Raw genomic sequence first — 26,084 nt, 5'->3', positions numbered from 1 at the left:
TTGGACATGAAGGCTCGTCTCAGCCCGCTCGCCGCTCTTCTGGTTGCCGGTGGCGCGTCCCTGGCGATTGCCGCCGCACCCGCCGCACTGGCACAGCCCAGCTGCGTCGAGACCGGACAGGGCGGTGGGTATGCGGGTGGCTCGACCACCGTGTGCCAGTCGCCGGGCAACGCCCAGATCGACTCGCGTCCGAGCGTCCTCGCCCCCTCGGTGAACCAGATGATGCCGTGGGGCTACGGAATGTTCATCCTCTGACGGTCGTCGAACCGACACCGTCACTCATCGCATGAAGACCCCCGGGCGGCACGTCGCGCTGGTGATCGTCGGCGGCGCCCTCGCTCTGGGCAGTGCCCCCAGCGCTCTGGCCGCTCCGCAATGTACTGACGTCGGGTCTACCGTGACCTTCTGCGAGACCAACGGCAGCACGCAGTTGACCACCACCCCGCCACCGTGGAATTACGGCGGATGGCAGGGCTTCGGGTTCTGGCCGTTGGTCGGCGGCTTCGGCATCGGCTCGTAGCTCAACTCCTGGTCCACCATCCGCCACTGGCCTGTCCGGCAGGTTTCGTCTAGCCTAACTTTTCTGTTCGCATGACCGGATGGAAGAGGGGGCGGTGAAGAGCGACGTCACTCCGCGGGCGCGGCCGGGTTGGCTGCTGCTCGGGCCTGCGTTCGTCGCCGCGATCGCCTACGTCGACCCCGGCAACGTCGCCGCCAACGTCAGCGCCGGCGCCCAGTTCGGCTTCCTGCTCGTCTGGGTCATCGTCGTCGCCAACCTGATGGCCTGCCTCGTGCAGTACCTGTCGGCGAAGTTGGGCCTCGTCACCGGCCAGTCCTTGCCGGAGGCCGTCGGAACCCGGATGGGCCGACCGAGCCGGCTCGCGTACTGGCTGCAGGCCGAATTGGTCGCCATGGCAACAGATCTCGCCGAGGTGATCGGCGGTGCGATCGCCCTCTATCTGCTTTTCGACCTGCCACTGCTCGTGGGCGGGGTGATCACCGGCGCCGTGTCGCTGGTGCTGCTCGTCGTGAAGGACCGCCGTGGCCAGCAGACCTTCGAACGGGTCATCACCGGCTTGCTGCTGGTGATCGCGATCGGCTTCCTGACCAGCCTGGTCGCCGAACCGCCTCCGATCGCCGACGCCGCAGCGGGATTGATACCGCAGTTCGACGGAGCCGAGAGTGTCCTGCTGGCCGCCGCCATGCTCGGTGCCACCGTGATGCCCCACGCGGTGTACCTGCATTCCGGCCTGGCCCGCGACCGCCACGGCCACCCCGACGCGGGAGCCGCCCGCCGACGACTGCTGCGCATCACGCGCTGGGACGTCGGCATCGCCATGCTGGTGGCCGGCGCGGTGAACCTGGCGATGTTGCTGGTCGCAGCGACCAATCTGCAGGGCATGGAGAACACCGACTCCATCGAAGGTGCCTACGAGGCCGTCCAGAGCACGCTCGGACACACTGTGGCCCTGCTCTTTGCGATCGGACTGCTGGCATCCGGCCTGGCCTCGTCGTCGGTGGGCGCCTACGCCGGCGCCATGATCATGCAGGGGTTGCTGCGCAGGTCGATACCTCTGGTGACCCGCCGATTCATCACACTGCTGCCCGCGCTGGTCATCCTGGCCGTCGGCATCGACCCGAGTCGAGCGTTGGTGCTGTCGCAGGTGGTGCTGTCCTTCGGCATCCCGTTCGCGTTGATTCCGCTGGTGCGACTGACCGGCAACACAGGGCTGATGGGCGGCGATGCCAACCATCGGGTCACCACCGCTCTGGGCTGGGCGGTTGCCGGAGTCATTATTGTGCTGAATGTGGTCCTGATCTACCTGACGGTGAAGGGTTGATGGCAGACCGGCACACCTACTTCGCGTACGGGTCCAACCTGTGCGCGCAGCAGATGGCGCAGCGATGTCCCGACGCGGTCGATCCGCAGCCCGCAACGCTGGCCGACCACGACTGGCTCATCAACGAACGCGGCGTCGCCACCGTCGAGCCGTTTGTCGGCAGCGAGGTCCACGGTGTGTTGTGGCACCTGTCCGATCGGGACCTGGCCACCCTGGACAGCGCCGAGGGCGTCCCGGTGCGCTATCGCAGGGACCGGCTCACGGTGCGCACCGAGCACGGCTCTTCCGCTGCCTGGGTCTACATCGACCATCGGGTCGAACCCGGACCGCCACGGCCCGGATACCTCGAGAGAATCCTCGACGGCGCCCGACACCACGGTCTGCCGCGCCGGTGGATCGATTTCCTCGAGCGGTGGGATCCCGCCCACTGGCCGCAACGCCTCGGCCAGCCTGATTGTGCTGCTCCACAATCACTTTCAGAGTTGCTTGCCGACCCCGCGATCACCGAGGACAGTACGCTGCGGTCCCGGTTCGGTTTTCTGGCCATTCACGGTGGCGGCCTGGAGAAGATGACCGACGTCATCGCTGCGCGCGCCGCCGACGCCGCAGGCGCCTCGCTGTACGTCGTGCGCCATCCCGATAATTACCCGCACCACCTGCCGTCCGCGCGCTACGACCCCGCCGAGTCAGCCCGACTCGCCGAGTTCCTCGACCATGTGGATGTCGTGGTTTCGCTGCACGGCTACGGCCGCATCGGACGCAGCACCCAGATTCTCGCCGGCGGTCACCACCGCGCGCTGGCCGAACATGTGGCTCTTCATGTCGATATCCCGGGTTACCAGGTGGTGACCGAACTCGACGCGATACCCCGCGAACTGCGCGGTCTGCACGCCGACAACCCGGTCAATCGGGTGCGTGGCGGTGGCGCCCAGTTGGAACTGTCACCGCGGGTGCGCGGGATCAGCCCCCGCAGCGGTATGCGCGGCGACGACGGCCTGTCCCCCGCGACATCTGCACTCGTGCAGGGTTTGGTGACCGCCGCCCGCTCGTGGAAACTGCCTCCGCGTCAATATCTGTCGCAGCCCGGGCCGCCGTCCGACTGACTGCCGGGCACAAATGTGACGGCTGGGAGGGCACCCATCCGTCGCGCGCACCGCTCCGAATACGGCTATGTGGATCCCCTGCACACAGCAAAGCAGTCGACCGCCGCCATCGGCGGTGGTGTAGCCGGCCCAGCTGCGGTTCACCCGGTGTCGGCTCGCACCGGTGCCGTGGGTCGCCGCGGGGCCGACCGGCCGGTCCGACGTCGCGAAACCAGAGCCGGTGACATGGTGAGCACAGCGCTGTACCGCACCCGGATCACCCATCTGCGTCGCGCACCGGTGCACCACTATTTCGAGCATCGCAGCTACAGCTGGTTCGTCGACATCGATGCACTGCCCCGGTTGCCACGGTGGCTGCGACCGTTCGCCACTTTTGATGCGCGAGACCATCTCTGGGGCAACGACGGGGACACGTTGCGCGACCGCGTCGATGCGTTCCTGGCCGACAAGGGCGTCAACCTGAACGGCGGCAGGGTGACCGCGCTGATGCACGCCAGGGTGCTCGGCTACGTGTTCAACCCGCTGACGGTGTACTGGTGCCACGACGCACGCGGGGTCCTGCAGTACGTCATCGCCGAGGTCCAGAACACCTACGGCGGACGGCATGCCTACCTGCTCCCGCCGTCGGGTGACCGTCCGGCAATGGTGGACAAGAAGCTGTACGCCTCCCCGTTCAACGGCGTCGACGGACACTACCTGGTCAGCGCGCCCCAACCCGATGAGCAACTCGACATCCGGGTCTCGCTGCATCGCGACAACCAACCGGCCTTTGTCGTCACCATGCGTGGCACCAGAAGGCCGGCCGGCATCGGCCAGATACTGGCTTTGCAGATCGTCGCTCCGTTGGCCCCGCTGATGAACACCCTGAGCATCCGAGTGCAGGGAACCCTGCTGTGGCTGCGGCGCGTACCCGTGGTGCCGCGCCCGAGTGTGGAACGCCAGAAGGAACGCCAGAAGGTCGGCGAGCTGATCTCCACCGAGCGGCACTTATGACCATATTGACACCGGTGACTAGGCTACGGCTCGTGACCAGCGATCTCGACGCACTGCTGCGCCAGGTGGCCCGTGGTGATGTGGACGCGTTCGCCTCTTTCTACGACCAGACCCGGTCCCGGGTGTTCGGACTGGTCACCCGGGTTTTGCGCGATCCCGGGTACAGCGAGGAAACCACCCAGGACGTCTACCTGCAGGTGTGGCGCAACGCCGAGAACTACGATCCGGCGGCCGGGTCGCCGATGGCCTGGCTCATGACGCTGGCCCACCGGCGCGCAGTGGACCGGGTGCGTTCCGAACAGGCGGCCAGCACCCGCGAGTCCCGCTACGGCGCCGCCAACGTGGAACCGCCGGCTGATCTTGTCGCCGACACCGTCGTGCGCACCGACGAGCGCCGCCAGGTGACCGAGTGCCTGGGGTCGCTGACCGACACCCAGCGCGAATGCATCCAGCTCGCCTACTACGACGGGCTGACCTACGTCCAGGTCTCCGAGCGGCTCTCGGCGAACCTGGCAACCGTCAAGTCACGGATGCGCGATGCCATCCGTGGCCTGCGCAGATGTCTGGGGGTGGCATGACAGATCCATCTGTGCCAACCGGCCCTACCGGGGCAGACCTGCTGTCGTTCGCGACGCCGTACGCACTGCACGCGCTCACCGACGCCGAGATGGCCGACATCGACCGGCACCTCGAGAGCGCACCCCACGAGACGGTGGAGGCGTTCGCCGCCGAAGTGCGGGCTGTCCGCGAGACGATGGCGGTCATCTCGACAGCGACCGCAGTGGAGCCGCCGGCTCATCTCCGCGACCAGTTGCTCGGCCAGATCACTGCAGACCCGGTACGCCCGATCAAACCCGCCCGGGCGCAACCCCGGCAGTGGTCCAGGACGGTGCTGGCCGCCGCGGCAACGGTGGCCATCGGGCTTGGTGTCCTCGGTGTCGGTCTCGCGATGCGGCCCGGAGCGACACCCTCGACCGCCGAGCAGGTGTTCGCGGCCACCGACGTGCGCACCGTGTCCGGCGAGATTCCCGGCGGCGGCATCGCGACGGTGGTGTTCTCCCGCGAGCGCGACTCCGGGGTCCTCGTGATGAACAACGTGCCGCCACCAGAACCGGGCACCGTCTACCAGATGTGGCTGGTTGATGCCGACGGCGCGCACTCGGCCGGAACGATGGACGCCGGCGCTGTGGCGCCGTCGACGACAGCGGTGATCCCCGACCTCGGCTCATCGCGTGCGCTGGCGTTCACTGTCGAGCCGCCGGGTGGTTCGCCGCGGCCGACCAGCCCGGTGTTCGCCGAGCTACCGCTCGTCTAGGGCGCTTCCAGCGTGGCTGCCGCCGCGGCGGCGAGCACATCTCCGACGTCGTGGCGCCGTTTCCACGCCCGACGCTGTCGCATCGCACCGTTGCCCACTTCGCCGATCCTGGCGAGCCCTGAGGTCACCAGCTCGTAGTCGCCTGCGGCCTCCAGAGCCGGGCGGACCCGCGCGACGAGATCGTCCAGCTGTGTCCGTATGGGTACCGAGGCCTGGTGTTGCAGGTCGACGCCGTCACCGTCGAGGCCGTCGCGCGCCGCTTTCCAATAGGCGGCCTTGAGGGCGTAGGGCGCCAGCGGCAGCACCGGTGTGCCCCGACGTTCGTCTTCGAGCGCCGTCGACACACAGCCCCGGACCAGCGCGGCGAACAGCACCGTCTCGGCCACCGTCGCGGGCACATCGGCGACACGGACCTCGACGGTCGGGAACTTGTCCGAGGGACGCACATCCCAATAGACCATCCCCGCGTCGCGGATCACGTTGGTGTTGCACAACATCTGCACCGCGGCATCGAATTCGGCGGCGGACGCGAAGTTCGGCGGTGGGCCCGCACTGGGCCAGCGCGCCCACAGCACGCTCCGCCAGCTGGCATGGCCGGTGTCCGAGTTGCGATAGATCGCCGAGTTCGCGGTCAGCGCGAGCAGCTGAGGCAACCACGGTCGCAGCCGATTGCTGACGGCGACGGCGGCGTCGCGGTCGGGCACGGCGACGTGCACATGGCAGCCGCAGATGCCCTGCTCGTGAGCGATCATGCCGAACCGTTCCCCGATATCGAGGTAGCGCGGGGTTTCGGTGATGGGGAACTCCCGGGGCAGCGAGGGCGGCAACCCGACGGCGAGCAGTTGTGCCCGCGAGCGCTCGGCGGCGTTGGCGGCGGTGCGGCGCAGCCGCACCAACTGGTCCCGCAGATCCGCGGTGTCCTCGACGACGCCCGTCGCGGTCTCCACCTGACAGCTCGTCAGCTCGAGTTGCAGGTCCACCCCATGCTCGGCAGCCCGCTCGGCGACCGTTCTGTTGCGCGCCACCGGGGCGCCGGACGCCGGGTCGACAAGAAGGAACTCTTCTTCGACGCCGAGTGTGGGTGGCCGGGTCATGGTGAAAAACTGATCCGGCCCGTCGGATGGTTCGACGACGGGCCGGATCGTGGTGGGAAAGTTCGTGGTGGGAAAGTCACTCGCTCTAATGCCCGGGCCAGAACGAACTCAAACATGCCGCCTACGATCGTTTCTGTGCCCAGGGATTTCCGGTTCGGAGTCGGCGTCACGCGAGCACGCTCGCGGACCACACTCGAGGAGGCGGCGCGTCGGGCAGAGGATTTCGGCTTCGACGTCATGCATGTGCCCGACCATCTCGGCGGGGTCGCGCCGTTCCCGGTGATGACGACCATCGCCATGGCCACCTCGACGCTGCGGGTCGGCACATTCGTCATCAACTCGGCGTTTCACCGGCCTGCACTGCTGGCCCGGGACGTGGCCGCGCTGTCCGAGCTGAGCGACGGACGGTTCGAGCTCGGGTTGGGCACCGGCTACGTCAAGTCGGAGTTCGACGCCGCCGGAATCCCGTTCCCCAGCGCGGGCGAGCGCGTCGACCACCTGCGCGCGACCACCCGGTACATGGCCGAGCACCTTCCCCAGGTGCCGATCATGATCGCCGGCAACGGCGATCGGGTGCTGCGCATCGCCGCCCGGTCCGCCGACATCATCGGGCTCACCGGGGGTGACCGGGCACCGACGGCCGAGGAGGATCCGCTGGCGGAGCGGATCGGCTTCGTCCGGGCGGCCGCGGCGGAGCGTTTTGACGACCTGGAACTCAACGTGGCCATCACCGCCATGCCCGTCGATGACTCGGGCACACCCGATCTGGCGATCACCCGCCATTCACTGCCCGGGCTGTCCGATGAAGAGATGCTGCGTCACCCCGGCGTGCTCTCGGGGTCGACCGACGAGATCGCCGGGCGGATCCGCGGCTATCGCGACACCTACGGCATCAGCTACGTGATCGTGCAGGCCCGCCACGCCGACGCGTTCGCGAAGGTGATCGCGCTGCTGAAGTAGCGGCCGCGACCCCTCAGAGGAAAAGGTAGAGCGCGGACAGCAGCGCCCACATGCCCACGCAGTAACACTCGAACGCGGCGCGCAACGGGATCGGCGCGTGCCGCAGTTCCATGAAGTCGAGTCCGACCAGGCGCACCTTGATCGCCGCGATGGCCAGCACGACGACCGCGGCCATCGACCCGGTGCCGTGGTCCGCGCCGACCACCCAGGAGACCAGGGTGGCGGCGATGAGCACCAACCAACTGGCGCCGGCACGGTTGCGCAGGAGTTGGACGACGGTCATTCAGCTCACCAGGTACAGGAGTGCGAACAGGAAGATCCACAGCAGGTCGACCAGATGCCAGAAGCAGGCCGCGCCCTCGACCAGGGCCGTACGGGTATGGCTCAGCTCGTCCCGCCGGGTCTGGGTGAGCATGAACGCCAGCACCGCCAGCCCCACGGTGACATGGAACAGGTGCAGGCCGGTGAGGATGAAGTAGTAGAGGTAGAAGTGATTGGCGCCGGGGCCATGGCCGGCACCGACCAGTGACACGTACTCGAACACCTTGAGTGCGACGAACACCAGGCCGCAGCCGATCGCCGCGGCCACCGCCCGGGTGGCGACCGATCGCGCGCCGGCGCGCATCGCGCCAAGCGCCAGCACCACGAACAGCGAACTGGTCAGCAGGACAAGGGTGTTGGCCACGCCGACACCGAGGTGCAGCGTGGTGCGGGCGACGTCGAAGACGTCCGGAGCTTTGGCCCGCTCGACGAGGAAGGTGACGAAGAACGCGCCGAAGACGAGCATGTCGCCGAACAGGAAGACCCAGGTGCCGCTCTCCCCGGGGATACGTCGGGTGCCGGGCGGCGTCGTCAGGCCCGTGCTCACTCCGCGGCGACCGCTTGCCGCTCGGCGGCCTCCTGCGCCGTGATCGATCGCGAGATCACGACGCTGGTCGTGATCATCCACGTCACCAGTGCCAGACCGGGGATGTAGAAGGCGAATACACCGTTCCACGCCAACGGGCCGTCGTTCATCATCACGACCACGCAGCCGGGCAGCGACAGCATCATCACCCAGATGTTCAGGTAGCCGTACCAGCGGGGGAAGGTCGAGGGTTCGGTCGTGTCGACGAAGGAGGCGATGGCCAGCGTGGTGTTCTGGACGACCAGCGTGCCGACTATGCCGATGAACCACAACCAGAACATGTCGTTGAACGCCTGGGTGATCTCGATTCCGCGTTCTGAGGGTCGGAAGGCCGCAGTGGCCAACGCAATCAGGGAGAAGATGAAGGCCGGCGTGAAGACGGCGGCGGCGAGCAACTGCGTCATCGACAGCATGCCGAACTGCCCCTCGACCCGGCGGATCCGCAGCACGATCGCCGCGTGAAAGGGCAGCGCCAGCGCGGCCACCAGCATCGAACCGGCGATGCCGAGGCGCACCCAGAGGTTCTCGTCGACGAGGAATTGCGTGACCTCGCCTGCGGTGTCCCTGGGCCCCGGCGGCGGCCAGAGCTTGCCGATGACGGAGAAGAACACACTGAAAAGGACGATCATCGCTGTCCCGCACCACGCACCGATGCGCTGCAATTTCAGCTCCACGGCTGGCACGCTACCGGCCGGAGATCGATGTTTTGTCATTTTTGCCATAACTGTCGACTTCCCAGGTGCAGGCGCGCTCAGTCAACCGGTAAGCTCCCATCGGGTCCGCCCCCGTAGCTCAGGGGATAGAGCACGGCTCTCCTAAAGCCGGTGTCGCATGTTCGAATCATGCCGGGGGCACCACCTGCTTGACGTCGCCCGGGTGGGGCGCGAAACCCTCTAGCAGCCAGAGGAATTGGGACGTACTGAGCGCTGCGCTGTAGTAGTGCCCCTGCACCGCGTCGCACCCGAACGCCGTCAGCGCCGCCGCGGCGGCAGCGGTTTCGACACCTTCGGCGACGGTGGTCAGGCGCAGGCTGTGCGCCAGATAGATGACCGACTGCACGATCGCGGCAGCGTCGGGGTCTGTGGTGATGGGTGCGACGAAGGACCGGTCGAGTTTGACTTCGTCGATCGGTAGGTCGCGCAGGTAGGACAGCGAGGAGTAGCCGCTGCCGAAGTCGTCGATCGCAATCGTGACCCCGTGGCGACGTATCTCGCCGAGCACGGTCCGGGCCCGCTCGAGGTGGCCCAGCATGAAGTCCTCGGTGATCTCGACCGCCAGATCCCCCGCTTGCAACCCGTGGCGCTTGAGCGCTTCGGCGATCCGAGTCGGCAGATCCCGGTCGGCGAACGTCGGTGGCGACAGGTTGACGGCGACCCTCACGTGGTGGCCTTCTGCGTGCCAGAGGCTGGCATCGCGCAGGGCGCGTTCGAGGACGAACTCCGTCATCGAGCGCATCAGACTGCTGTTTCTGGCAAGTGGGAGGAACTGGTCGGGGTAGAGAAGTCCCCGGCTCGGGTGTGGCCAGCGGACCAGCGCCTCTGCCCCGATGACTTCCCCTGTGCGAAGCACCATTTGGGGTTGGTAGTGCACCGCCAGTTCACCGTGGTCGATCGCGCGGCGCAGTTGCGCCCGCAGTTCCATCCCCGCACGAGTGGTGCCGTGGTCGTGGCGTTCGACCGTGTAGATCATCTGACTGACGTGGGCCTGCTTGGCCTGGTACATGGCGATGTCGGCGCAGCGCAACAGCGTTCCGACATCGCTTCCGTGATCCGGGCTGACGGCGATGCCGATGCTGGCGTCGGCGTGGACCTCCACTCCGTCGAGCTCGACGCCCTCCTCGAGGATGTCGATCAGCGCTGCCGCCGTACGTGCCGCTTCACCGATGTCGACGTGGGAGATCAGCAAGGCGAACTCGTCTCCGCCGAGTCGGCCGACGACGTCGTCGTCGTTCAGCGACGCGGTCAGCCTGGCTGAGACCACGCGCAGCAATTCGTCCCCGGCGGCATGGCCCAGGGAGTCGTTGACGTCCTTGAAATGGTTGAGGTCCAACAGCAGCAGGGCACAGGACGGTTCACAGCCGTGGTTCGGATCTTTCCGGGTGATGGTCTCCGAGGCCCGATCGTAGAAGCCGCGGCGATTCAGTACCCCGGTCAGATCGTCGGTGCGTGCCAGGTGCGCATGCTCTCCGGCACGCCGTGCTTCGAAGAAGGCCACCGCGAGGCGGGCAAGTGCGGCGAACATGGTGGCCACCGCCAACCACTCGGCTACCGGGGCCATCGCGACGAAGGAACCGGCGGCCTGGACACCGACGGCCGCAGCGGCGGCAAGCAATGGCGCCGCAAGCGGAGCCCATACCGGCGGCGGGCGGGCGTCAGCGCGACTCCGACTCCATCCCGGCGCCAGCGCCACGAGTGTCGCGGCGACGACCCATGCCGCATCGAGCCAGCCACCAGGCTCGTGGGTGCCCCGCGCCGCCCGGATGACGTAGAGGGAATCCACGACCCCGTACAGCACCAGTCCGCCCCCCAGCCACCACAGCGTCACCGGCGGTCGCCACTGGAACAGGGACATGGCGAACACCACCAACGCCAGGAGCAGCAGGTTGGCTATCGCGTAGGCGACGGTGACCGCCGTGCCCGCGGCGCCCCGATCCAGATGCGCCATGAGTTGCGGGACGACGACCGCTGCGCCGACCGTCGCGGTCCCGAGTCCGACCACCACACCGTCCAGCCACAGACCCACCGGCAGCCGTGCTACCCGGCGCCGCATGAACAGCACCAGAACGACGTAGGCGCACAGATAGGCCGCCAGCCACAGACCATCACCGAGCGACGGAACGCTCTGGATCGCTCGGGGGCGGACGAACCAGTCGAGATACGTGTTCGCCAGGCAGAAGAGCACCAGGCCGAGGGCGACGATTCGCCACGCCACGCGGTCAGGCGACCGCGCCGGGGTCCGCACCACACAGAGCACCGCGGCCGCGAGGTAGGCCAGGTTCTGCCAGATTCCGTCCATCCACCACGAAAAGCCCGGTTCCGCTCGCAACCCCGGCACCTTGGTCACCACAAAGCCGGCGATCACCGCGAGCAGCGCGACCTGCAATCTCCAGAACCGCACGGGTTCCACACTCTGCCGAATCACGCGTCGCCCGGACGGCAGACGTGAAGCCGAGTCGACAGGAAATTCGCTGAGATCGACGAACCCCGTACAGATCGGAAGCGAATGGCCCAATGCGGGCGCGCCACCACTTCTGCCCGCCAACCGAAATCGGCTCGAGCCGCTAGGGCCTCAGATCCGACGGTTTCCAGTGCTGAGGGCCACCTCACCCCTCAGGGTCCTCCCACAGGAACACGGTAGCCAAATGCGGGCTCCGACGCGGGACATCGGAGATTTCGAACTGATGGTCGCGCGCCGGGTGAATTCGCCAGAAACTCAGCGCGGCGAAAGCCGGGTCACTTCCCCCGCGTCTCGATCACCCTCGAGGCCACCTCGGTCAGGCGGGTGTTGCTGTCCTGCGAGAGCTTGCGCAACATGTCGAATGCTGCGACGTCGTCGACGTCGTAGCGCTCCATGATGATGCCTTTGGCCTGTCCGATCCGGTCCCTGGTCGACAGCGCCGACTCCAACTGCTCGCTCTGCCGGCTCGCCAGGATCGCGGCGGCTGCATGCGCGGCGAGCACTGCGCCGATCGTCTCCGCTTCCGCATCGAACGCGTGCGCTTGAAAGGAGAACAGGTTCAGCGCCCCCGCAGTCTGTGAGCTCGTGTACAGCTTGAACGACAGTCCGCTCAGCACCCCGAGTTCAGCGGCCGCCGCCGAGTACAACGGCCACCGCCGCTCGCTGCGGAAGTCCTCGGTTCGCACGATCAGATCGTCGAGCGCGGCCTGCACGCAGGGGCCCTCGCGGTACTTCATCTGCAGCTCATCGAGACGATGCGGCAGATCCGACGTCCCCGCCACCGACTCGAATCTGCCCGCCTTGCCGATGAGCAGCACGCCCGCCGTGTCGACGCCTGCGATCAGCTTTTTGGCCTCCGTGGTCACGTCGGACAGCACATCTTCGGCACTCCGTGGAGCTGCCACGGACCTGGCGAGCTCAGCCATTCGATGGGCGAGCTCGTGGTTCGACGATTCGATCATGCCCCCAGAGTTCCCTATGTGGGCCGCGTCGTACACCTCACGGGGTTTGCGTCACCCCTATGTGGGCAATGCCCCGCTGAGACACAGACGGCGGTCGACCTCCGTCTCTGTCAGGTCTCGTCGGTTCAGAATCGCAGCCGGCGGGACCGCTCTCAATCCCCGGAGTCACTCCGTTAGCTGTAGTACGATCCGGGCATGGCGGCACCGCAGGTGTGGATTCTCGGCGGATACCAGAGCGATTTCTCCCGCAACCTCGACCGCGAGGGTCTCGGCTTCGCGGACCTGACCGCCGAAATCGTCGACGCCACGCTCGACTCATCCGGTATCGACGCCGCCGACGTCGACGTCATCCACGTCGCCAATGCGTTCGGCGAACTGTTCGCCCATCAGGGCCATCTCGGCGCGATGCCGGCCTCGGTCAACGACGGGCTCTGGGGCACTCCTGCCCTCCGGCACGAAGCCGCCTGCGCGTCGGGCAGTGCTGCGGCCCTGGCGGCGATCGCCGACCTCCGCTCCGGCGCATACCGCACCGCCCTCGTCGTCGGTATCGAACTGGAGAAGACCGTGCCCGGGGACACGGCGACGACGATCCTCGGCGCGGCGGCGTGGACAGGCCAGGAAGGTCGAGACGCGACGTATATGTGGCCACACATGTTCGACAGCGTCGCCGCTGAGTACGACATGCGCTACGGCCTCGACGACACCCACCTGCGGGCCATCGCGGCGCTCAACTTCGCCAATGCCCGGCGCAACCCGAAGGCGCAGACCCGCGACTGGGCGGTTCCCACGCCGCTGACCGACGACGACATCCAGAACCCCGTCATCGAAGGCCGCTTGCGCCGCTTCGACTGCAGTCAGATCACCGACGGTGGCGCAGGCGTCGTGCTGGTCAGCGACGACTGGCTGCGGGATCACCCGCAGGCCCGGCCCCTCGGCAGGATCGACGGGTGGGGGCATCGCACCGTCGGCCTGGGCCTGCGACAGAAGCTCGACCGCTCCCGCGACGATCGGTACGTGCTCCCCCACGTCCGCACCGCGGTGCTGGACGCCTTCGGCCGCGCGCACGTCACCCTCGACGATGTCGACGGGTTCGAGGTGCACGACTGCTTCACCCCCAGCGAATACCTCGCGATCGACCACATCGGGCTCACGGGCCCCGGCGAATCGTGGAAGGCCATCGAGAACGGCGAGATCGAGTTGGGCGGTCGGCTGCCCATCAACCCCAGCGGGGGCCTGATCGGCGGCGGACATCCCGTCGGCGCCTCCGGGGTGCGGATGCTGCTGGACGCTGCCCGACAGGTCAGTGACACCGCGGGCGACTGTCAGGTCGAGGGCGCGACGACGTTCGGCACGCTCAACTTCGGCGGAAGCACCGCCACCACCGTCAGCTTCGTCGTCGGGAGACCGAAATGAGCCTTCACACCCACCCGGAGGTCGTCGGCAAATTCCTGTCGACTCTGCCCGAGCAGGACGACCACCCCTATCGCAGTGGCCCGTGGCGTCCGCAAACCACCGAGTGGGACGCCGACGACCTGATCGTCGTCGACGGCCAGATCCCGCAGGACCTGGACGGCGTCTACCTGCGCAACACCGAGAACCCGCTGCACCCGGCGCTGAAGTACTACCACCCGTTCGACGGCGACGGAATGCTGCACATCGTCGGCTTCCGGGACGGAAAAGCGTTCTACCGCAATCGGTTCGTCCGCACCGACGCGTTCGCCGAGGAGAACGCCGAAGGTGGCCCGCTGTGGCCGGGCATCGCCGAGCCGGTTGAGCTGGCGCGGCGCAACTATGGTTGGGGCGCAAGGACTCTGATGAAAGATGCGTCGTCCACCGACGTCCTCGTGCACCGCGGCACGGCACTCACCAGCCACTACCAGTGCGGCGACCTCTACCGCACCGACCCTGTCACCGGCGCCCCGCTCGGCAAGGAGGACTGGGCGGGGGGCTTCCCGTCGGACTGGGGGGTGTCCGCCCACCCGAAGGTCGACGACCGCACCGGCGAGTTGCTGTACTTCAGCTACAGCAAGGACGCCCCCTACATGCGCTACGGCGTCGTCAGTGGCGAAGGTCGGCTCGTGCACCATGTCGACGTCCCGCTGCCGGGCCCGCGCCTGCCGCACGACATGGCGTTCACCGACAACTACGTGATCCTCAACGACTTCCCGATGTTCTGGGACCCGGCGCTCCTCGACCTCAACGTCCACCTGCCGGGCTTTCACCGCGACATGCCGTCGCGGTTCGCGGTCATCCCGCGGCGCGGAGACACCTCGCAGATCAGGTGGTTCGAGGCGGACCCCACCTACGTGCTGCACTTCCCCAATGCCTACGAGGACGGCGACGAGATCGTGCTCGACGGGTTCTTCCAGGGTGATCCCGAACCCGCCGACGACGGCGTCGGCGACAAGTGGCGGCGCAGATTCCGGTTCCTGGCGATGGACCGGATGCAGACCAGGTTGCACCGATGGCGCTTCAACCTGGTGACCGGAGCTGTCCGGGAAGAGCAATTGTCCGACAGCATCACAGAATTCGGCATGATCAACTCCGGGTACGCCGGACGTAGTCACCGCTACACCTACGCCGCTACCGCCAAGCCGGGCTGGTTCTTGTTCGACGGCCTGGTCCGTCACGACCTGCAGACCGGTACCGAACAGCGGTACGCCTTCGGCGACGGGGTCTTCGGAAGCGAGACCGCGATGGCCCCGCGAATCGGATCCTCCGCCGAGGACGACGGATACCTGGTCACACTCACCACGGACCTCGGCGCCGACGCCTCGTACTGCCTGGTGTTCGATGCGGCGCGGGTCGACGACGGACCGTTGTGCAAAATCGCTCTGCCCGAACGAATCTCGAGTGGTACCCACTCGACGTGGGCGCCGGGGTCCGACCTTCGGCAATGGCGCAACACCGACAGTGCGGCCGCCGCGATCGGTCTCTAGTTGCCCCCGCCCCCCAACGCCGTCGCCCACATGCTCGGGCTTCTCGGCGACGAATGGACGCTGTTGATCGTCCAGCGAGCGCTGCTGGGCGCGACACGCTATCGCGAATTCGCCGCTGCCCTGCCTGTTTCCAACTCCGTGCTGACCGGGCGTCTGCAATCGCTGGCGGCAGGTGGCCTTCTCGCGCGGCGCGAATATCAGGTCAACCCGCCACGATCGGAGTATCTGGTGACGGCGAGGAGTCGGTCGCTGTGGCCGATGCTGACGTCGATCTGGCAATGGGAACGGCGCTGGGTTCCCGACCACGCAGAGCAGTTGCCCGGGATGCGCCACCGAGTGTGTGGCGGAGACTTCGCGCCGCAGGTCGTCTGCAGGGCATGCAACGCAGCCGCCGACGAAAAAGATGTTGTGGCGCAATGGGGACCGAGCGGATCCTGGCAGCGATCCATCCCAGCCGGCACCACCCGCCGGCGATCGGGCGCCCGCCGCAGTGGCGCAGGCCTGCTGTTCCCGCAGACCATGAGCGTGATCGGCGACCGCTGGGCATTCGCGCTGCTGGTCGCCGCATTCGTCGGCATCACCAGGTTCACCGACTTCCAGTCCCAACTCGGCGCGCCACCCGCCACGGTCGCCGGGCGCCTGGCGGTCTTCACGGCCGAAGGCATCCTCGTCAGCACCGACGGCAGGTACCGGCTGACCGAGAAGGGGCGAGCGTTCTTCCCCGTCCTGGTGACCGCGCTGCACTGGGCACAGCGCTGGTATCCGGACCCCGACGGTGCCGCGGTGATCCTGACGCATTCGGCATGCGGACGCAGATTCATCCCGGTGCTCGTCTGCGACCAGTGCACGACGGCGCTGCGTGGCACAGACGTCGTTCCGGTCTGACCACCGAAAGAAACGGGGCCAGAGTCGGCCCCCCACCGCGCTTCTCGTCGCGGAGGTTCGTCGCCGAGGACTGGAAAAAGTCCCGAAAAGTTCTGGCACTCTCCGGTCGAGAGTGCTAATCTCGCCGGTGCACAGTGATTGTGGGTCGCCCGCCAGGGTGGCGGGCTCTGAGTGAATTAGGAGGTGGATTGCTGTGCTCCGTTTTGATCCCTTCAGTGACCTCGATGCCGTGACCCGGAGCTTGCTGACCAGCCAGACCGGATCAACTCGCACTCCCCGGTTTATGCCGATGGACCTCTGCAAGATCGACGACCACTACGTGCTCACCGCCGACCTTCCCGGAATCGATCCCGGATCGGTGGACGTCGACGTCGACAACGGCACGCTCACCGTGTCGGCCCACCGCACCGCCCGCTCCGAGGAATCCGTGCAGTGGCTCGCCAACGAACGGTTCTTCGGCACCTACCGCAGGCAGTTGTCGCTCGGCGAAGGTGTTGACACGTCAGCGATCTCGGCAACCTACGAGAACGGCGTGCTGACCGTGACCATCCCGGTCGCCGAACGCGCCAAGGCGCGCAAGATCGACGTCGCCCACGCGGGAGGGCAGAGGTCGATCCAACCGACCACCGTCGATTCCGGCTAGCGACCGATCGGGGCTGCGGACGGATCGCATCTCAGCGCCACCTCGCGATCTGTCCGCAGTCTCGGCGTCTCAGGAGTGCCGGGACAGGCGGTATCGCAAGTTGTTGCGCACCGCGGGCCACTCGATGTCCAGGATCGAGTACACCACGGTGTCGCGCCGCGAACCGTCGGGCAGGATCTGCTGACTGCGAAGCACACCGTCGAGTTTCGCACCCAGCCTTTCGATGCCGGCCCGGCTGGTCGAGTTGAAGAAGTGGGTGCGGAACTCCACTGCCACACAACCTAACTCGTCGAAGGCATGGCCGAGCATCAACAGCTTGGTCTCGGAGTTGACCCCGGTGCGCCGGGCCGCGGCGCCATACCAGGTGTTGCCGATCTCGAGTCGGCGATTGGGGCCGTCGACGTTGAGGTAGCTCGACGATCCGACAAGGGCCCCGTCGCGTCCGCGCACCACGAATGTCAGACCGGTGTCCGGATGCTGCACCCCGAGTCTTGCCTCCACCCAGTCGGCCGCTGCACCCGCCTTCGGCGCGGCGGTGAACCAGAGCGCACCGAGTTCACCGTCGGCGGCGGCTGCCTCGATCTCGGGAAGATGTTCGCGGGTAAGGGGTTCCAGCGTCACCCACCGGTCCCCGGTCAACGTCACCTGTTCGACGAATCCACTCACGACGACGCCCTCCACGCTGTCAGCATGGTCCACACGGACAGCAGGACAGCGGCCGCTGCGACCGCGGCGCCGATGTAGAGCCCGTAGCCGGCCGAAACGGGCGGGTACACGTAGAGGCGGTAGAACCAGCCTGCGAGGACCACCAGGATCACCGAAATCGCCAGCGCCACCGTCGAAGCCATCCGAGCAGAGATGCCGCGCGCTGACATCGCCCCGGCGATGACCAACGACGATGCGAGCAACACGATGAACTGGCCGACCCCGAATCCCGGCGGCGGTACCGGCATGGCTCCGCCGATCCCGCCGATCGCATTGGCTCTCCCGCCACCGTCGGCGCTGGACGTCAGCCACGGAAACCACGCGCTCACCGCGACGATCAGCGCGCACAACGCCACCAACCATCCGGGACGCACGCGAGCCATGCCCGCACCCTACTAGTGTGGGCCGATGAGCGATCTTCCGGAATGGGCGCGTCGGCTGGACCTTTCCCCGCATCCCGAAGGCGGCTGGTTCCGTGAGACCTGGCGCAGCGACCTCACCGTCCCGCAGTCGGCGTTGCCGCCGGATTACGCCGGCCCGCGCAATGCGGGCACCGCGATCCTGTTCCTGCTCACGGCGGGCCAGCAGTCCGCGTGGCACACGGTCCGCAGCGCCGAGTTGTGGCTCTACCACTCGGGTGGTCCGCTGATCCTGGAGGTCGGCGAGGAACAGGACTCGGCGCAGTCGCATCTGCTGGGCGCCGACATCGTGGCCGGCGAGAGCCCCCAGTTCGTGGTCCCTCCCGGGCACTGGCAGCGAGCCCGCCCCCGTGACGATCGGCCCTGCCTGGTCAGCTGCGTGGTGGTGCCGGGATTCGACTTCGCCGACTTCGCCCTCGGAGCCGCTACCGACTGAGCAGGTCCACCGCAGCCGAGACCAGCGCGGCGTTACCGGGTGCGGTGGAGCCGTCGGGCAGAGACAGCGTGTCCTCCATCCCGATCCGGGTCTGGACCCCGCGAACACCGGCGTGTTCCAGTAGCGGCCAACAACTCTCGTCGAGGCCGTGCAGCAGGGTCGGCGCCGGTGAGCCTGCCGCCGCCACCATGGCGAGCAGTTCGTCGGCCGTCGCGATGTCGCCGTCGGCACCGAGTTCGATCATCACCCGCAGGCAGTGCGGTGCGATGTCGGAGACGGCCCAGGACTGCGCCGCCTCGGCATGGAAGATGCCCACCTCCACGCCGAGCCCGCGACTGAGCAGCAGCTTCGCCAGCTCAGGGGAACCCGGCTCGTGCCAGTTCAGCGACGCGAAGTCGGGCAGCACGCTCCAGCCCTCGACGGCCTTCAGTCGCTGCTGCGCGTCCGGCAGCGCCCAGAAACCCGTCGTCACGCCCAACGGAAGCCCGGGGGCGGCCTGACGGACCGCCGCCACTGCGGCGTCCACCTCGCCGGGCAGCAGCGAGTCGACACCGTCGGCGGTCTTGGGATGCATGTGCACGGCCTGTGCGCCCGCCCCGTGTGCGGCCACCGCCTCGGTGGCGAGTTGCTCAGGGGTGACGGGCAGACCGGGGTGCTGGTCCGGGGTGCGCGCGCCGTTGATGCACGCCTTGACGTAGATCTTGGGGCTGCGGGGCATCCCTCAATCTTGGCCTACATGTTCAGAATCGACAGGGCGGAGCCCGCCGACACTGCCTCGACCTGATGCAATCGCGCCGCCCCCGTGCCGTTAGTGTCGTCGGACACGCCGAAACGAGTCGTTTTCCCCGACGGCCGGATGGGTAGTAGAAAACAATCGTGCCGTCAGGCACGTCGTAATGGGTTATGCAGACAGGATGGGTCGATGTCGAACACTTCAGGCGGAGAGCCGACCACCACGACGGCCGAGTCGGCGTGGTTGTCGAAGTCCGCGTCGCAGACACGCGGATCGGACAAGCAGGAAGTCCAGTTCCACTACGACATATCCAACGAATTCTTCAAGCTGTGGCAGGACCCCAACCAGGTCTACAGCTGTGCCTACTTCGAGAAGGACGACTACACGCTCGAGCAGGCGCAGATGGCCAAGATCGATCTCTCGCTGGGCAAGCTGGGCCTCGAGCCGGGCATGACGCTTCTCGACATCGGCTGCGGCTGGGGCGCCACGATCAACCGCGCCGTCGAGAAGTACGACGTCAACGTCATCGGTCTGACCCTGTCGGAGAACCAGAAGCAGCACATCGAGGACCGCTGGCTCGCCAACTACAAGGGTGACCGCACGATGGAGGTGCGCCTGCAGCCCTGGGAGGATTTTGACGGCCGGGTCGACCGGATCGTCTCGATCGGCGCTTTCGAGCACTTCGGCTTCAACAAGTACGACGACTACTTCAAGAAGACCTACGACTGGATGCCCGACGACGGCGTGCAGATGCTGCACACGATCACCATCCCCGAGGATGAAGAGATCAAGGCCAAAGGCCTGCCGCTGACGATGTCCCGGGTGCGGTTCATCAAGTTCATCATGGATTACATCTACCCGGGCGGCCGTCTGCCGCTGGCGTCGATGGTCAAGTCACACGCCGAGAAGGCCGGCTACCGGGTCACCCGCGAGCAGCACCTCCAGCCGCACTACGTCAAGACGCTGGACACCTGGGCGCGGAACCTGGAGTCCAAGAAGGACGAGGCCATCGAGATCACCTCCGAGGAGATCTACGAGCGATTCCTCAAGTACCTCGACGGCTGTGCAGATCTGTTCCGCGAGGGATACACCGACGTGGTCCAATTCACCTGCGAAAAGTAGTAACTGACGGCGGTGTAGTAATTTGTGGGCACACACGTAGCCTGAGAACAGTGCACGAAACTAGTGTCCGCTTGGTTCGGATGGAGGTCGGTCTGCCGATGGTCGAGAGCAAGGTGCAGCCGCCGGAGAAGCGCAGCGCCATGGAGCCCCACTTCGAAGAGGTCCAGGCGCACTACGACCTGTCGGACGAATTCTTCGGTCTGTTCCAGGATCCGTCCCGGACGTACAGCTGCGCGTACTACGAACGCGACGACATGACCCTCGCCGAAGCGCAGATGGCGAAGATCGATCTGGCGCTCGGCAAGTTGGATCTCCAGCCCGGCATGACGCTGCTCGACATCGGTTGCGGCTGGGGTTCGGTGATGCAGCGTGCGGTCGAGAATTACGACGTCAACGTCGTCGGCCTCACCCTGAGCAAGAACCAGAGCAAGTTCGCTCAAGAACTCCTCGACGGCATCGACACCGAGCGTTCACGCCGCGTGCTGCTGCGCGGCTGGGAGCAGTTCGACGAGCACGTCGACCGCATCATCAGCCTCGAGGCGATCGAGGCGTTTCCGCAGGAGCGATACGCGCCGTTCTTCAAGGCGTGTCACAGCATGCTGCCCAGCGGCGGCCGCATGGTGATCCAGGCGATCCTCGGCCATCCGCTGAAGCGCTGGCCGGAGATGGGCATTCCGATCACGATGACCGATCTGCGGTTCATGCGGTTCATCGCCAAGGAGATCTTCCCCGGCGGGTCGGTGCCGTGTGACGACGACATCGTCGGACTGTCCGGCGACGTCGGATTCTCGCTGGAGCAGAAACAGCTGCTCGACGAGCACTACGTCCGGACGCTCGACACCTGGGCCGAGGCGCTGGAGGCCCACCACGACGAGGCGGTTGCCGCCACGTCCGAGGAGGTCTACCAGCGGTACATGAAGTACCTGACCGGCTGCAGCGACTTCTTCAACCGGGGCATCAGCGAACTCGGGCAGTTCACCCTCGTCAAAGCCTGAGCTCGGACAGGCCTCAGGCCCGTCCGAGCACCACCGCGACGTTGTGGCCGCCGAAGCCGAACGAGTTGGTGACCGCGTACTGGTAGTTGCCCGGCCGTGCGCTGCCGGCGACCACGTCGAGGTGGATCTCCGGATCAAGATTCTTCAGGTTGCGGGTCGCGGGCACGATGCCGTCCCGCAGCGCCAGCAGCGTCAGAATCGCCTCCACTGCGCCGACGGCTCCGACCGAGTGCCCGAGGGCACCCTTCGGCGCGTAGACCGCCGGTTGGTGGCTGCCCAGCGCGTGGTTGATGGCGATCGATTCGGCCACGTCGCCCACGGTGGTACCGGTCGCGTGGGCGTTGACGTGGTCGATGTCGGTCGGCAACAGGCCGGCGTGCTGAATGGCCCGGGTCATCGCGTAGCCGGCGCGTGAGCCGTTGGGATCCGGAGCCACCATGTGGAACCCGTCGGAGGTGATGCTGGCCCCCATCAACCTGCCCAGGATCCGCGCACCACGCGCCCTGGCGTGCTCCTCGGTCTCGATCACCATCAGCGCGCCGCCCTCACCGAACACGAACCCGTCACGGTCCCGGTCGAACGGCTTACATGCGCCCTCGGGATCGTCGTTGTTCTTCGACAGCACGATGCGCATCTTGGCGAACCCCGCGATCGGTACCGCCTCGATCCTGGCTTCGACGCCGCCGCAGATGGCGATGTCGGCCTCACCGAGCACGATGTGCCGCCAGACCTGAGCGATGCCCTCAGACCCGGAAGCGCAGGCCGAGACCGGCGTGAGCACACCAGCTCCCGCATGCCGTTCCAGCGCCACCGCAGCCGATGGGCCACTGGGCGCGTACTGCTGCACCGCGGTCGGCGACACCTCGTCGAGGCGATGCTCGCGGAGGTGTTCGTAGGCGAAAAGGAGTTCCTCGATCCCGCCCATGCCGGTGCCGATGGACACCGCCAGTCGGCGCGGGTCGACTTCCGGCGCCCCGGCGTCCGCCCAGACCCGTCTGCCGAGCACCACAGCCATTCGCTGCACGTACGACAGTGCAGCGTGCTCCTCGGGGGTCAACTCGTCGTCGAACGACTCCAGCAGATGACCGCCGATGCGGACCGGCAGGTCGAACTGCTCGACGAACGAGTCGCCGAGCAGGCGGATACCGCTTCGACCGTCGAGCAGCCCCTGCCAGGTGCTTTCTGCGTCGGTCCCCAGGGCTGTTGTCATGGCAACCCCGGTCACCACTACGTTCGGGAACTTTCTGTTGGTTGTCATCGTCACCTCGCGTCAACGAATTTCTGACGCCCCTATTACCCCCCTACGACAGCGATTACTCAAGGCATCAGCAATCGCCGCTGCGGGTAATCGGGCAGCCATGAGCAACCACCAGTTTAGAAAAGGCGACAAGGTCACGTGGCAGAGCCATGGCAATACGGCCGAAGGCACCGTCGAGGAGAAGATCACCTCCGACACCACAGCGGCCGGTCGCAACGTCCGGGCTTCCGAGGATGAGCCGCAGTACCGGGTGCGCAGCGACAAGAGCGGCAACGACGCGGTGCACAAGCCGGAGGCGCTGACGAAGAAGTCGGGTTGACGGGCCCGTGACTCTCGGGTCCGCGAAAGTACGGTTTCTGACGCGATCTCGCCGAGATCCGTCAGAAACCGTACGCTCGCCGGCTACTGCTAGCTGGGCGCGTAACCCAGTGCGGCCTTGGTCTCCAGGTACTCGTCGAACCCGAAATTCCCCCACTCACGGCCGTTCCCGCTGCGCTTGTAGCCGCCGAACGGGGCGTTGAGGTCGAAGCCGTGGTTGATCGCGACCGAACCCGCGCGGATGCGGCGTGCCACCGACCGCGCCTGGTCCAGATCGGCCCCGGAGACATACCCGGCCAGACCGTACTCGGTGTCGTTGGCGATCTCGAGAGCCTGATCGAGGTCGTCGTACCCGAGGATGCACAGCACCGGGCCGAAGATCTCCTCGCGGGCGATCGTCATGTTGTTGGTGACGTTCGCGAACACCGTCGGCCTGATGTAGTACCCGGCGTCGAGTCCGTCGGGACGGCCCGTTCCGCCGACCGCGACGGTGGCGCCTTCGTCGATGCCCTTCTGGATCAGGCCCTGGATCTTGTCGAACTGCACCTTCGAAGCCACCGGCCCGATGGCGGTCTTGTCGTCGGGGTCGCCGACCTTCACCGCACCCGCGGTCTCGCGGGCGATCTCGATCGCCTCGTCCATCCGGGCATTGGGCACCAGCATGCGCGACGGCGCGTTGCAGCTCTGACCGCTGTTCATCATCATCACCGACGTGCCCGCGGCCACGCTCTTGGCGAAGTCACCGTCGTCGAGCACGATGTTGGGGCTCTTGCCGCCGAGCTCCTGGGTGACGCGCTTGACGGTGGCCGCTGCGTTCTTGGCGACGTCGACGCCGGCGCGGGTCGAGCCGGTGAACGACACCATGTCGATGTCGGGATGGCTGGACAGCGCCGCGCCCACGCCCGGTCCGTCACCGTAGACGAGGTTGTAGACCCCTGCGGGAACGCCTGCCGCGTCCATGATCTCGGTGAAGATCTGAGCAGAGTACGGGGCCACCTCCGACGGCTTGAGCACCATCGTGCAGCCGGTGGCCAATGCCGGGAAGACCTTGCAGGCGATCTGGTTGATCGGCCAGTTCCACGGCGTGATCAGGCCGCAGACACCGATCGGTTCCTTGACCACCAGGGTGCTGCCGAGTTGCTCCTCGAACTGGAAGTTCTTCAGCACATCCATGGCGGTGGCCAGATGACCCAGACCCATGTTCACCTGCGGGCCCGCGGCCAGCGATGCGGGCGCACCCATCTCCTCGCTGACGGCGTCGGCCAGGTCGGCGGCACGCTTCTGATACTCGGCCATGATCCTGCCGAGCACCTCCAGGCGTTCCTCCCGACTCGTCTGCGACCAGGTGTCGAACGCCTTGCGGGCGGCCTCGACCGCCTTGTCGACGTCGGCCGAACTCCCGATGGCGATCTGGCCGGAGACCTGCTCGGTGGTGGGGTTGTCGACGTCGAGGGTTCTCGGTTCGACCGGATCAACCCACTGGCCGTCGATGTAGAACTTCAGGTATTCGCGCATGGTTCTAGCCTTCCCTAAACTCGCACGGCTACTGGGTGCCTTCTGCATACCAGGTCCGGAAACGGTCGTACTTGGGCATCTCCTCGGAGTTCGCGGTCGGGTCGATGCACACATGCACCACACCTACTTTGCCGCTGGCGTACGCGCGGGCGATCGCCGGGCCGATCTCCTCTTCCTTCTCGACATACTCGCCGTGGCAACCGAAGCCCTCGGCGATCTTGTCCATCCGGACGTCCTTGCTCCAGTGCACACCGGGCTGCGGGGACGGCTGCGCGAAGGTGCGCTTGTAGACGCCCACTTCCAGCCCCCACTGATGGTCGACACCGACCACACAGACCAGCGGCAGATTCTGTCGCGCCGCGGTCTCCAACTCCGCGATGTGGAACAGGAACGCCGAATCACTGGTCAGCAGCATCACCGGGCGCTTGCCACCCTCGGCGACCGAGGCACCGACGGCGTACGGCAGGCCCGTGCCGAGGTGCCCGAAGTTCTGGTTCCAGATCACGTCGCGCGGCTTGGACTGCGAGTAGGTCCACTGGAAGATCACCGTGGCGCCCCCGTCGCGCACCATGATGCCGTCGGTGAGTTCGGCGAACGCCTTGGTCGCCTCGACCACATAGCGGGCCGGGTGCACCGGGGTCCGGCCACTCGGGGCGTCCTCGGCCACCCGCGCAATCTCGGCGGCGTCTGCTTTGATCAGGGCATCGAGGTTGGCCGACGGTGCGCGCGGGGTGTCCCGTAGCGCCTCGACGAGCTGCGGCACCACGCCTCGTAGATCCCCGACCAATGGCACGTCGAAGGCACGGTTCACGCCGATGGCGGTCGGGTCTTGCTCGACGTACACCCACTTGCGGTTGGCGTCGTTTCCGGCCCAGTGCTGGGTCCGGCCGTAGTGCATCGGCTCACCGAGTTCGGTGCCCAGCGCGACACACAGATCGGAATCCTCGACTGCCTGGTTGGCGGCCGGGGAGAACAGGTACGGAAAAGTCCGCTCCTGCAATCCCGGGATGAACGACGTGCCGCCGGAGGTCTGGATCACCGGGCAGGCCATCAGCTCCGCGAGCTCCCTGACCGGACCCTGGGTACGTGAGGTGTGAACACCGTGGCCCACCAACAGGATCGGGCTCTTCGCCTCCCTGATGAGCTTGACCGCCTCAGCGATCTCCCGACCACCGGCGCCCTGGTCGACGAGCCGGTATCGGCTCGGCGGCAACGGGTCCGGAACGTCGAGTTCCTCGAGGATCACATGCGACGGGAACTCCACGTAGGACGGTCCCGGCGTGCCCGACATCGCACGGCGGATCGCTTCCCGGATGATCTCGTCGGTCTGGTCGGCATACTCGATCGACGAACTGTACTTGACCGACGGCGTGAAAAGGCCTTCCTGCTGCACGAATTGGATCCGACCGCGTCGTACCCGTCGCTCGGTGATGCGGGCTCGCTGGCCACCGAGGAAGATCACCGGCGAGTTCTCCACCAGCGCGCACATCATCGCCCCGGCGATGTTGGCGACGCCGGGGCCGAGCGTGCCGATGCACAGTCCGGGCCTGCCCGTCATGCGTGACGCGGCCTCCGCCATGAACCCGGCGCTGAGTTCGTGATGGGGCGCCACCACGGACCATCCGCGAGCCTCTGCTTCGGAGAACATGTGCACGAAGTTGGGGTCCGGGATTCCGAACAGTGTGTTGACACCCTCGGCCTCGAACAGGTCGAGAATGCGTTTGTACACGGGTACACCCATGGTCATATCCTTTTCATCCGGAC

Annotated in this window: 28 protein-coding genes and 1 tRNA gene; 17 read left to right on the top strand and 12 right to left on the bottom strand. The window is 66.8% G+C overall.

What is annotated here, in order from left to right:
* The first annotated feature begins 6 nt into the window (after nt 1–6).
* The 7 genes from ABDC78_RS22385 to ABDC78_RS22355 all read left to right on the top strand — a co-directional run bounded on the left by ABDC78_RS22385 (nt 7) and on the right by ABDC78_RS22355 (nt 5,252).
* Nucleotides 7–255 (top strand): hypothetical protein, encoded by a 249-nt coding sequence (locus ABDC78_RS22385; RefSeq protein WP_178358293.1) that lies wholly within the window; start codon nt 7–9, stop codon nt 253–255.
* Nucleotides 256–286: 31 nt separating this feature from the next.
* On the top strand, nt 287–520 hold the full coding sequence (locus ABDC78_RS22380; RefSeq protein ID WP_178358294.1) for a hypothetical protein: 234 nt from the start codon (nt 287–289) through the stop codon (nt 518–520).
* Nucleotides 521–599: 79 nt separating this feature from the next.
* Entirely contained in the window at nt 600–1,841 is a 1,242-nt protein-coding gene (locus ABDC78_RS22375) for an Nramp family divalent metal transporter (protein WP_178358295.1), read from the top strand.
* A complete protein-coding gene (locus tag ABDC78_RS22370) occupies nt 1,841–2,944 on the top strand; it encodes a poly-gamma-glutamate hydrolase family protein (RefSeq protein ID WP_178358296.1) in 1,104 nt (367 codons plus the stop codon). The genes ABDC78_RS22375 and ABDC78_RS22370 overlap by 1 nt, the downstream gene beginning before the upstream one ends.
* A gap of 225 nt (nt 2,945–3,169) precedes the next feature.
* Nucleotides 3,170–3,937, top strand: a complete 768-nt coding sequence (locus ABDC78_RS22365) for a DUF1365 family protein (RefSeq protein ID WP_178358390.1) — start codon at nt 3,170–3,172, stop codon at nt 3,935–3,937.
* Nucleotides 3,934–4,515, top strand: coding sequence for a sigma-70 family RNA polymerase sigma factor (locus ABDC78_RS22360; protein ID WP_178358297.1), 582 nt, complete (start codon nt 3,934–3,936; stop codon nt 4,513–4,515). Before ABDC78_RS22365 ends, ABDC78_RS22360 begins: the two co-directional genes overlap by 4 nt.
* On the top strand, nt 4,512–5,252 hold the full coding sequence (locus ABDC78_RS22355; protein WP_178358298.1) for an anti-sigma factor: 741 nt from the start codon (nt 4,512–4,514) through the stop codon (nt 5,250–5,252). Before ABDC78_RS22360 ends, ABDC78_RS22355 begins: the two co-directional genes overlap by 4 nt.
* Here ABDC78_RS22355 and ABDC78_RS22350 read toward each other — a convergent pair.
* The gene (locus ABDC78_RS22350) at nt 5,249–6,346 is read right to left on the bottom strand and encodes a glutamate--cysteine ligase (protein WP_178358299.1); all 1,098 of its coding nucleotides are present in this window, start codon (nt 6,344–6,346) and stop codon (nt 5,249–5,251) included. The two genes, ABDC78_RS22355 and ABDC78_RS22350, sit on opposite strands and share 4 nt — an antisense overlap.
* A 135-nt stretch (nt 6,347–6,481) precedes the next feature.
* Between ABDC78_RS22350 and ABDC78_RS22345 the strand changes: the two genes are divergently transcribed.
* Nucleotides 6,482–7,306, top strand: coding sequence for an LLM class F420-dependent oxidoreductase (locus ABDC78_RS22345; protein ID WP_178358300.1), 825 nt, complete (start codon nt 6,482–6,484; stop codon nt 7,304–7,306).
* A gap of 13 nt (nt 7,307–7,319) precedes the next feature.
* Here the strand turns inward: ABDC78_RS22345 and ABDC78_RS22340 are convergent, their stop codons facing one another.
* The 3 genes from ABDC78_RS22340 to ABDC78_RS22330 all read right to left on the bottom strand — a co-directional run bounded on the left by ABDC78_RS22340 (nt 7,320) and on the right by ABDC78_RS22330 (nt 8,842).
* On the bottom strand, nt 7,320–7,589 hold the full coding sequence (locus tag ABDC78_RS22340) for a cytochrome C oxidase subunit IV family protein (RefSeq protein ID WP_178358301.1): 270 nt from the start codon (nt 7,587–7,589) through the stop codon (nt 7,320–7,322).
* Nucleotides 7,590–8,093 (bottom strand): cytochrome c oxidase subunit 3, encoded by a 504-nt coding sequence (locus ABDC78_RS22335; protein WP_178358391.1) that lies wholly within the window; start codon nt 8,091–8,093, stop codon nt 7,590–7,592.
* 77 nt (nt 8,094–8,170) lie between these two features.
* On the bottom strand, nt 8,171–8,842 hold the full coding sequence (locus tag ABDC78_RS22330) for a hypothetical protein (RefSeq protein WP_178358392.1): 672 nt from the start codon (nt 8,840–8,842) through the stop codon (nt 8,171–8,173).
* Between the two features lie 152 nt (nt 8,843–8,994).
* Between ABDC78_RS22330 and ABDC78_RS22325 the strand changes: the two genes are divergently transcribed.
* Nucleotides 8,995–9,070: transfer RNA gene (locus ABDC78_RS22325), tRNA-Arg, on the top strand.
* Here the strand turns inward: ABDC78_RS22325 and ABDC78_RS22320 are convergent.
* Both ABDC78_RS22320 and ABDC78_RS22315 read right to left on the bottom strand, forming a co-directional pair.
* Nucleotides 9,054–11,330: an EAL domain-containing protein gene (locus tag ABDC78_RS22320; protein WP_178358302.1), complete on the bottom strand. Its 2,277-nt coding sequence runs from the start codon at nt 11,328–11,330 to the stop codon at nt 9,054–9,056. The genes ABDC78_RS22325 and ABDC78_RS22320 overlap by 17 nt on opposite strands.
* Nucleotides 11,331–11,665: 335 nt before the next feature.
* Nucleotides 11,666–12,352 (bottom strand): GAF and ANTAR domain-containing protein, encoded by a 687-nt coding sequence (locus tag ABDC78_RS22315; RefSeq protein WP_178358303.1) that lies wholly within the window; start codon nt 12,350–12,352, stop codon nt 11,666–11,668.
* 195 nt (nt 12,353–12,547) lie between these two features.
* Here ABDC78_RS22315 and ABDC78_RS22310 point away from each other — a divergent pair, with 195 nt between their 5' ends.
* The 4 genes from ABDC78_RS22310 (at nt 12,548) to ABDC78_RS22295 (ending at nt 16,819) form a co-directional block, all read left to right on the top strand.
* Nucleotides 12,548–13,765, top strand: coding sequence for an acetyl-CoA acetyltransferase (locus tag ABDC78_RS22310; RefSeq protein WP_178358304.1), 1,218 nt, complete (start codon nt 12,548–12,550; stop codon nt 13,763–13,765).
* Nucleotides 13,762–15,291 (top strand): carotenoid oxygenase family protein, encoded by a 1,530-nt coding sequence (locus tag ABDC78_RS22305; protein ID WP_178358305.1) that lies wholly within the window; start codon nt 13,762–13,764, stop codon nt 15,289–15,291. Before ABDC78_RS22310 ends, ABDC78_RS22305 begins: the two co-directional genes overlap by 4 nt.
* A 30-nt stretch (nt 15,292–15,321) precedes the next feature.
* A complete protein-coding gene (locus ABDC78_RS22300) occupies nt 15,322–16,176 on the top strand; it encodes a helix-turn-helix domain-containing protein (RefSeq protein ID WP_178358393.1) in 855 nt (284 codons plus the stop codon).
* Nucleotides 16,177–16,369: 193 nt separating this feature from the next.
* Nucleotides 16,370–16,819, top strand: coding sequence for an Hsp20/alpha crystallin family protein (locus ABDC78_RS22295; RefSeq protein ID WP_178358306.1), 450 nt, complete (start codon nt 16,370–16,372; stop codon nt 16,817–16,819).
* Between the two features lie 69 nt (nt 16,820–16,888).
* On the opposite strand, the gene ABDC78_RS22290 is transcribed toward ABDC78_RS22295, so the two are convergent.
* Both ABDC78_RS22290 and ABDC78_RS22285 read right to left on the bottom strand, forming a co-directional pair.
* On the bottom strand, nt 16,889–17,485 hold the full coding sequence (locus ABDC78_RS22290) for a GNAT family N-acetyltransferase (RefSeq protein WP_178358394.1): 597 nt from the start codon (nt 17,483–17,485) through the stop codon (nt 16,889–16,891).
* Complete coding sequence (locus ABDC78_RS22285) at nt 17,482–17,907, bottom strand: hypothetical protein (protein ID WP_178358307.1); 426 nt, start codon at nt 17,905–17,907, stop codon at nt 17,482–17,484. Before ABDC78_RS22285 ends, ABDC78_RS22290 begins: the two co-directional genes overlap by 4 nt.
* Nucleotides 17,908–17,932: 25 nt before the next feature.
* Here ABDC78_RS22285 and ABDC78_RS22280 point away from each other — a divergent pair, with 25 nt between their 5' ends.
* Complete coding sequence (locus tag ABDC78_RS22280; RefSeq protein ID WP_178358308.1) at nt 17,933–18,379, top strand: cupin domain-containing protein; 447 nt, start codon at nt 17,933–17,935, stop codon at nt 18,377–18,379.
* Here the strand turns inward: ABDC78_RS22280 and ABDC78_RS22275 are convergent.
* A complete protein-coding gene (locus tag ABDC78_RS22275; protein WP_178358309.1) occupies nt 18,369–19,097 on the bottom strand; it encodes a 3-keto-5-aminohexanoate cleavage protein in 729 nt (242 codons plus the stop codon). The two genes, ABDC78_RS22280 and ABDC78_RS22275, sit on opposite strands and share 11 nt — an antisense overlap.
* 204 nt (nt 19,098–19,301) lie before the next feature.
* On the opposite strand from ABDC78_RS22275, the gene ABDC78_RS22270 reads away from it, so the two are divergent.
* Together ABDC78_RS22270 and ABDC78_RS22265 are read left to right on the top strand one after the other, a co-directional pair.
* Nucleotides 19,302–20,234 (top strand): cyclopropane mycolic acid synthase family methyltransferase, encoded by a 933-nt coding sequence (locus ABDC78_RS22270; RefSeq protein WP_306172906.1) that lies wholly within the window; start codon nt 19,302–19,304, stop codon nt 20,232–20,234.
* A gap of 98 nt (nt 20,235–20,332) precedes the next feature.
* Nucleotides 20,333–21,229 carry a cyclopropane mycolic acid synthase family methyltransferase gene (locus ABDC78_RS22265; RefSeq protein WP_306172909.1) on the top strand — a complete coding sequence of 299 codons (897 nt, stop codon included), beginning with the start codon at nt 20,333–20,335 and terminating at the stop codon, nt 21,227–21,229.
* Nucleotides 21,230–21,242: 13 nt separating this feature from the next.
* Here the strand turns inward: ABDC78_RS22265 and ABDC78_RS22260 are convergent, their stop codons facing one another.
* Nucleotides 21,243–22,487 carry a KasA/KasB family beta-ketoacyl-ACP synthase gene (locus ABDC78_RS22260; RefSeq protein WP_178358310.1) on the bottom strand — a complete coding sequence of 415 codons (1,245 nt, stop codon included), beginning with the start codon at nt 22,485–22,487 and terminating at the stop codon, nt 21,243–21,245.
* Between the two features lie 100 nt (nt 22,488–22,587).
* On the opposite strand from ABDC78_RS22260, the gene ABDC78_RS22255 reads away from it, so the two are divergent.
* On the top strand, nt 22,588–22,806 hold the full coding sequence (locus ABDC78_RS22255; protein WP_178358311.1) for a DUF2945 domain-containing protein: 219 nt from the start codon (nt 22,588–22,590) through the stop codon (nt 22,804–22,806).
* 89 nt (nt 22,807–22,895) lie between these two features.
* Here the strand turns inward: ABDC78_RS22255 and ABDC78_RS22250 are convergent, their stop codons facing one another.
* Together ABDC78_RS22250 and ABDC78_RS22245 are read right to left on the bottom strand one after the other, a co-directional pair.
* Nucleotides 22,896–24,320 carry an aldehyde dehydrogenase family protein gene (locus ABDC78_RS22250; protein ID WP_178358312.1) on the bottom strand — a complete coding sequence of 475 codons (1,425 nt, stop codon included), beginning with the start codon at nt 24,318–24,320 and terminating at the stop codon, nt 22,896–22,898.
* Between the two features lie 28 nt (nt 24,321–24,348).
* Nucleotides 24,349–26,061, bottom strand: coding sequence for a thiamine pyrophosphate-binding protein (locus tag ABDC78_RS22245; RefSeq protein WP_178358313.1), 1,713 nt, complete (start codon nt 26,059–26,061; stop codon nt 24,349–24,351).
* Nucleotides 26,062–26,084 lie beyond the last annotated feature (23 nt).

The organism is Mycobacterium sp. DL (assembly GCF_039729195.1).
Taxonomy (GTDB): domain Bacteria; phylum Actinomycetota; class Actinomycetes; order Mycobacteriales; family Mycobacteriaceae; genus Mycobacterium; species Mycobacterium hippocampi_A.
Note: the sequence above shows the minus strand (reverse complement) of the source record. Positions and strands in the feature narration are given on the sequence as shown.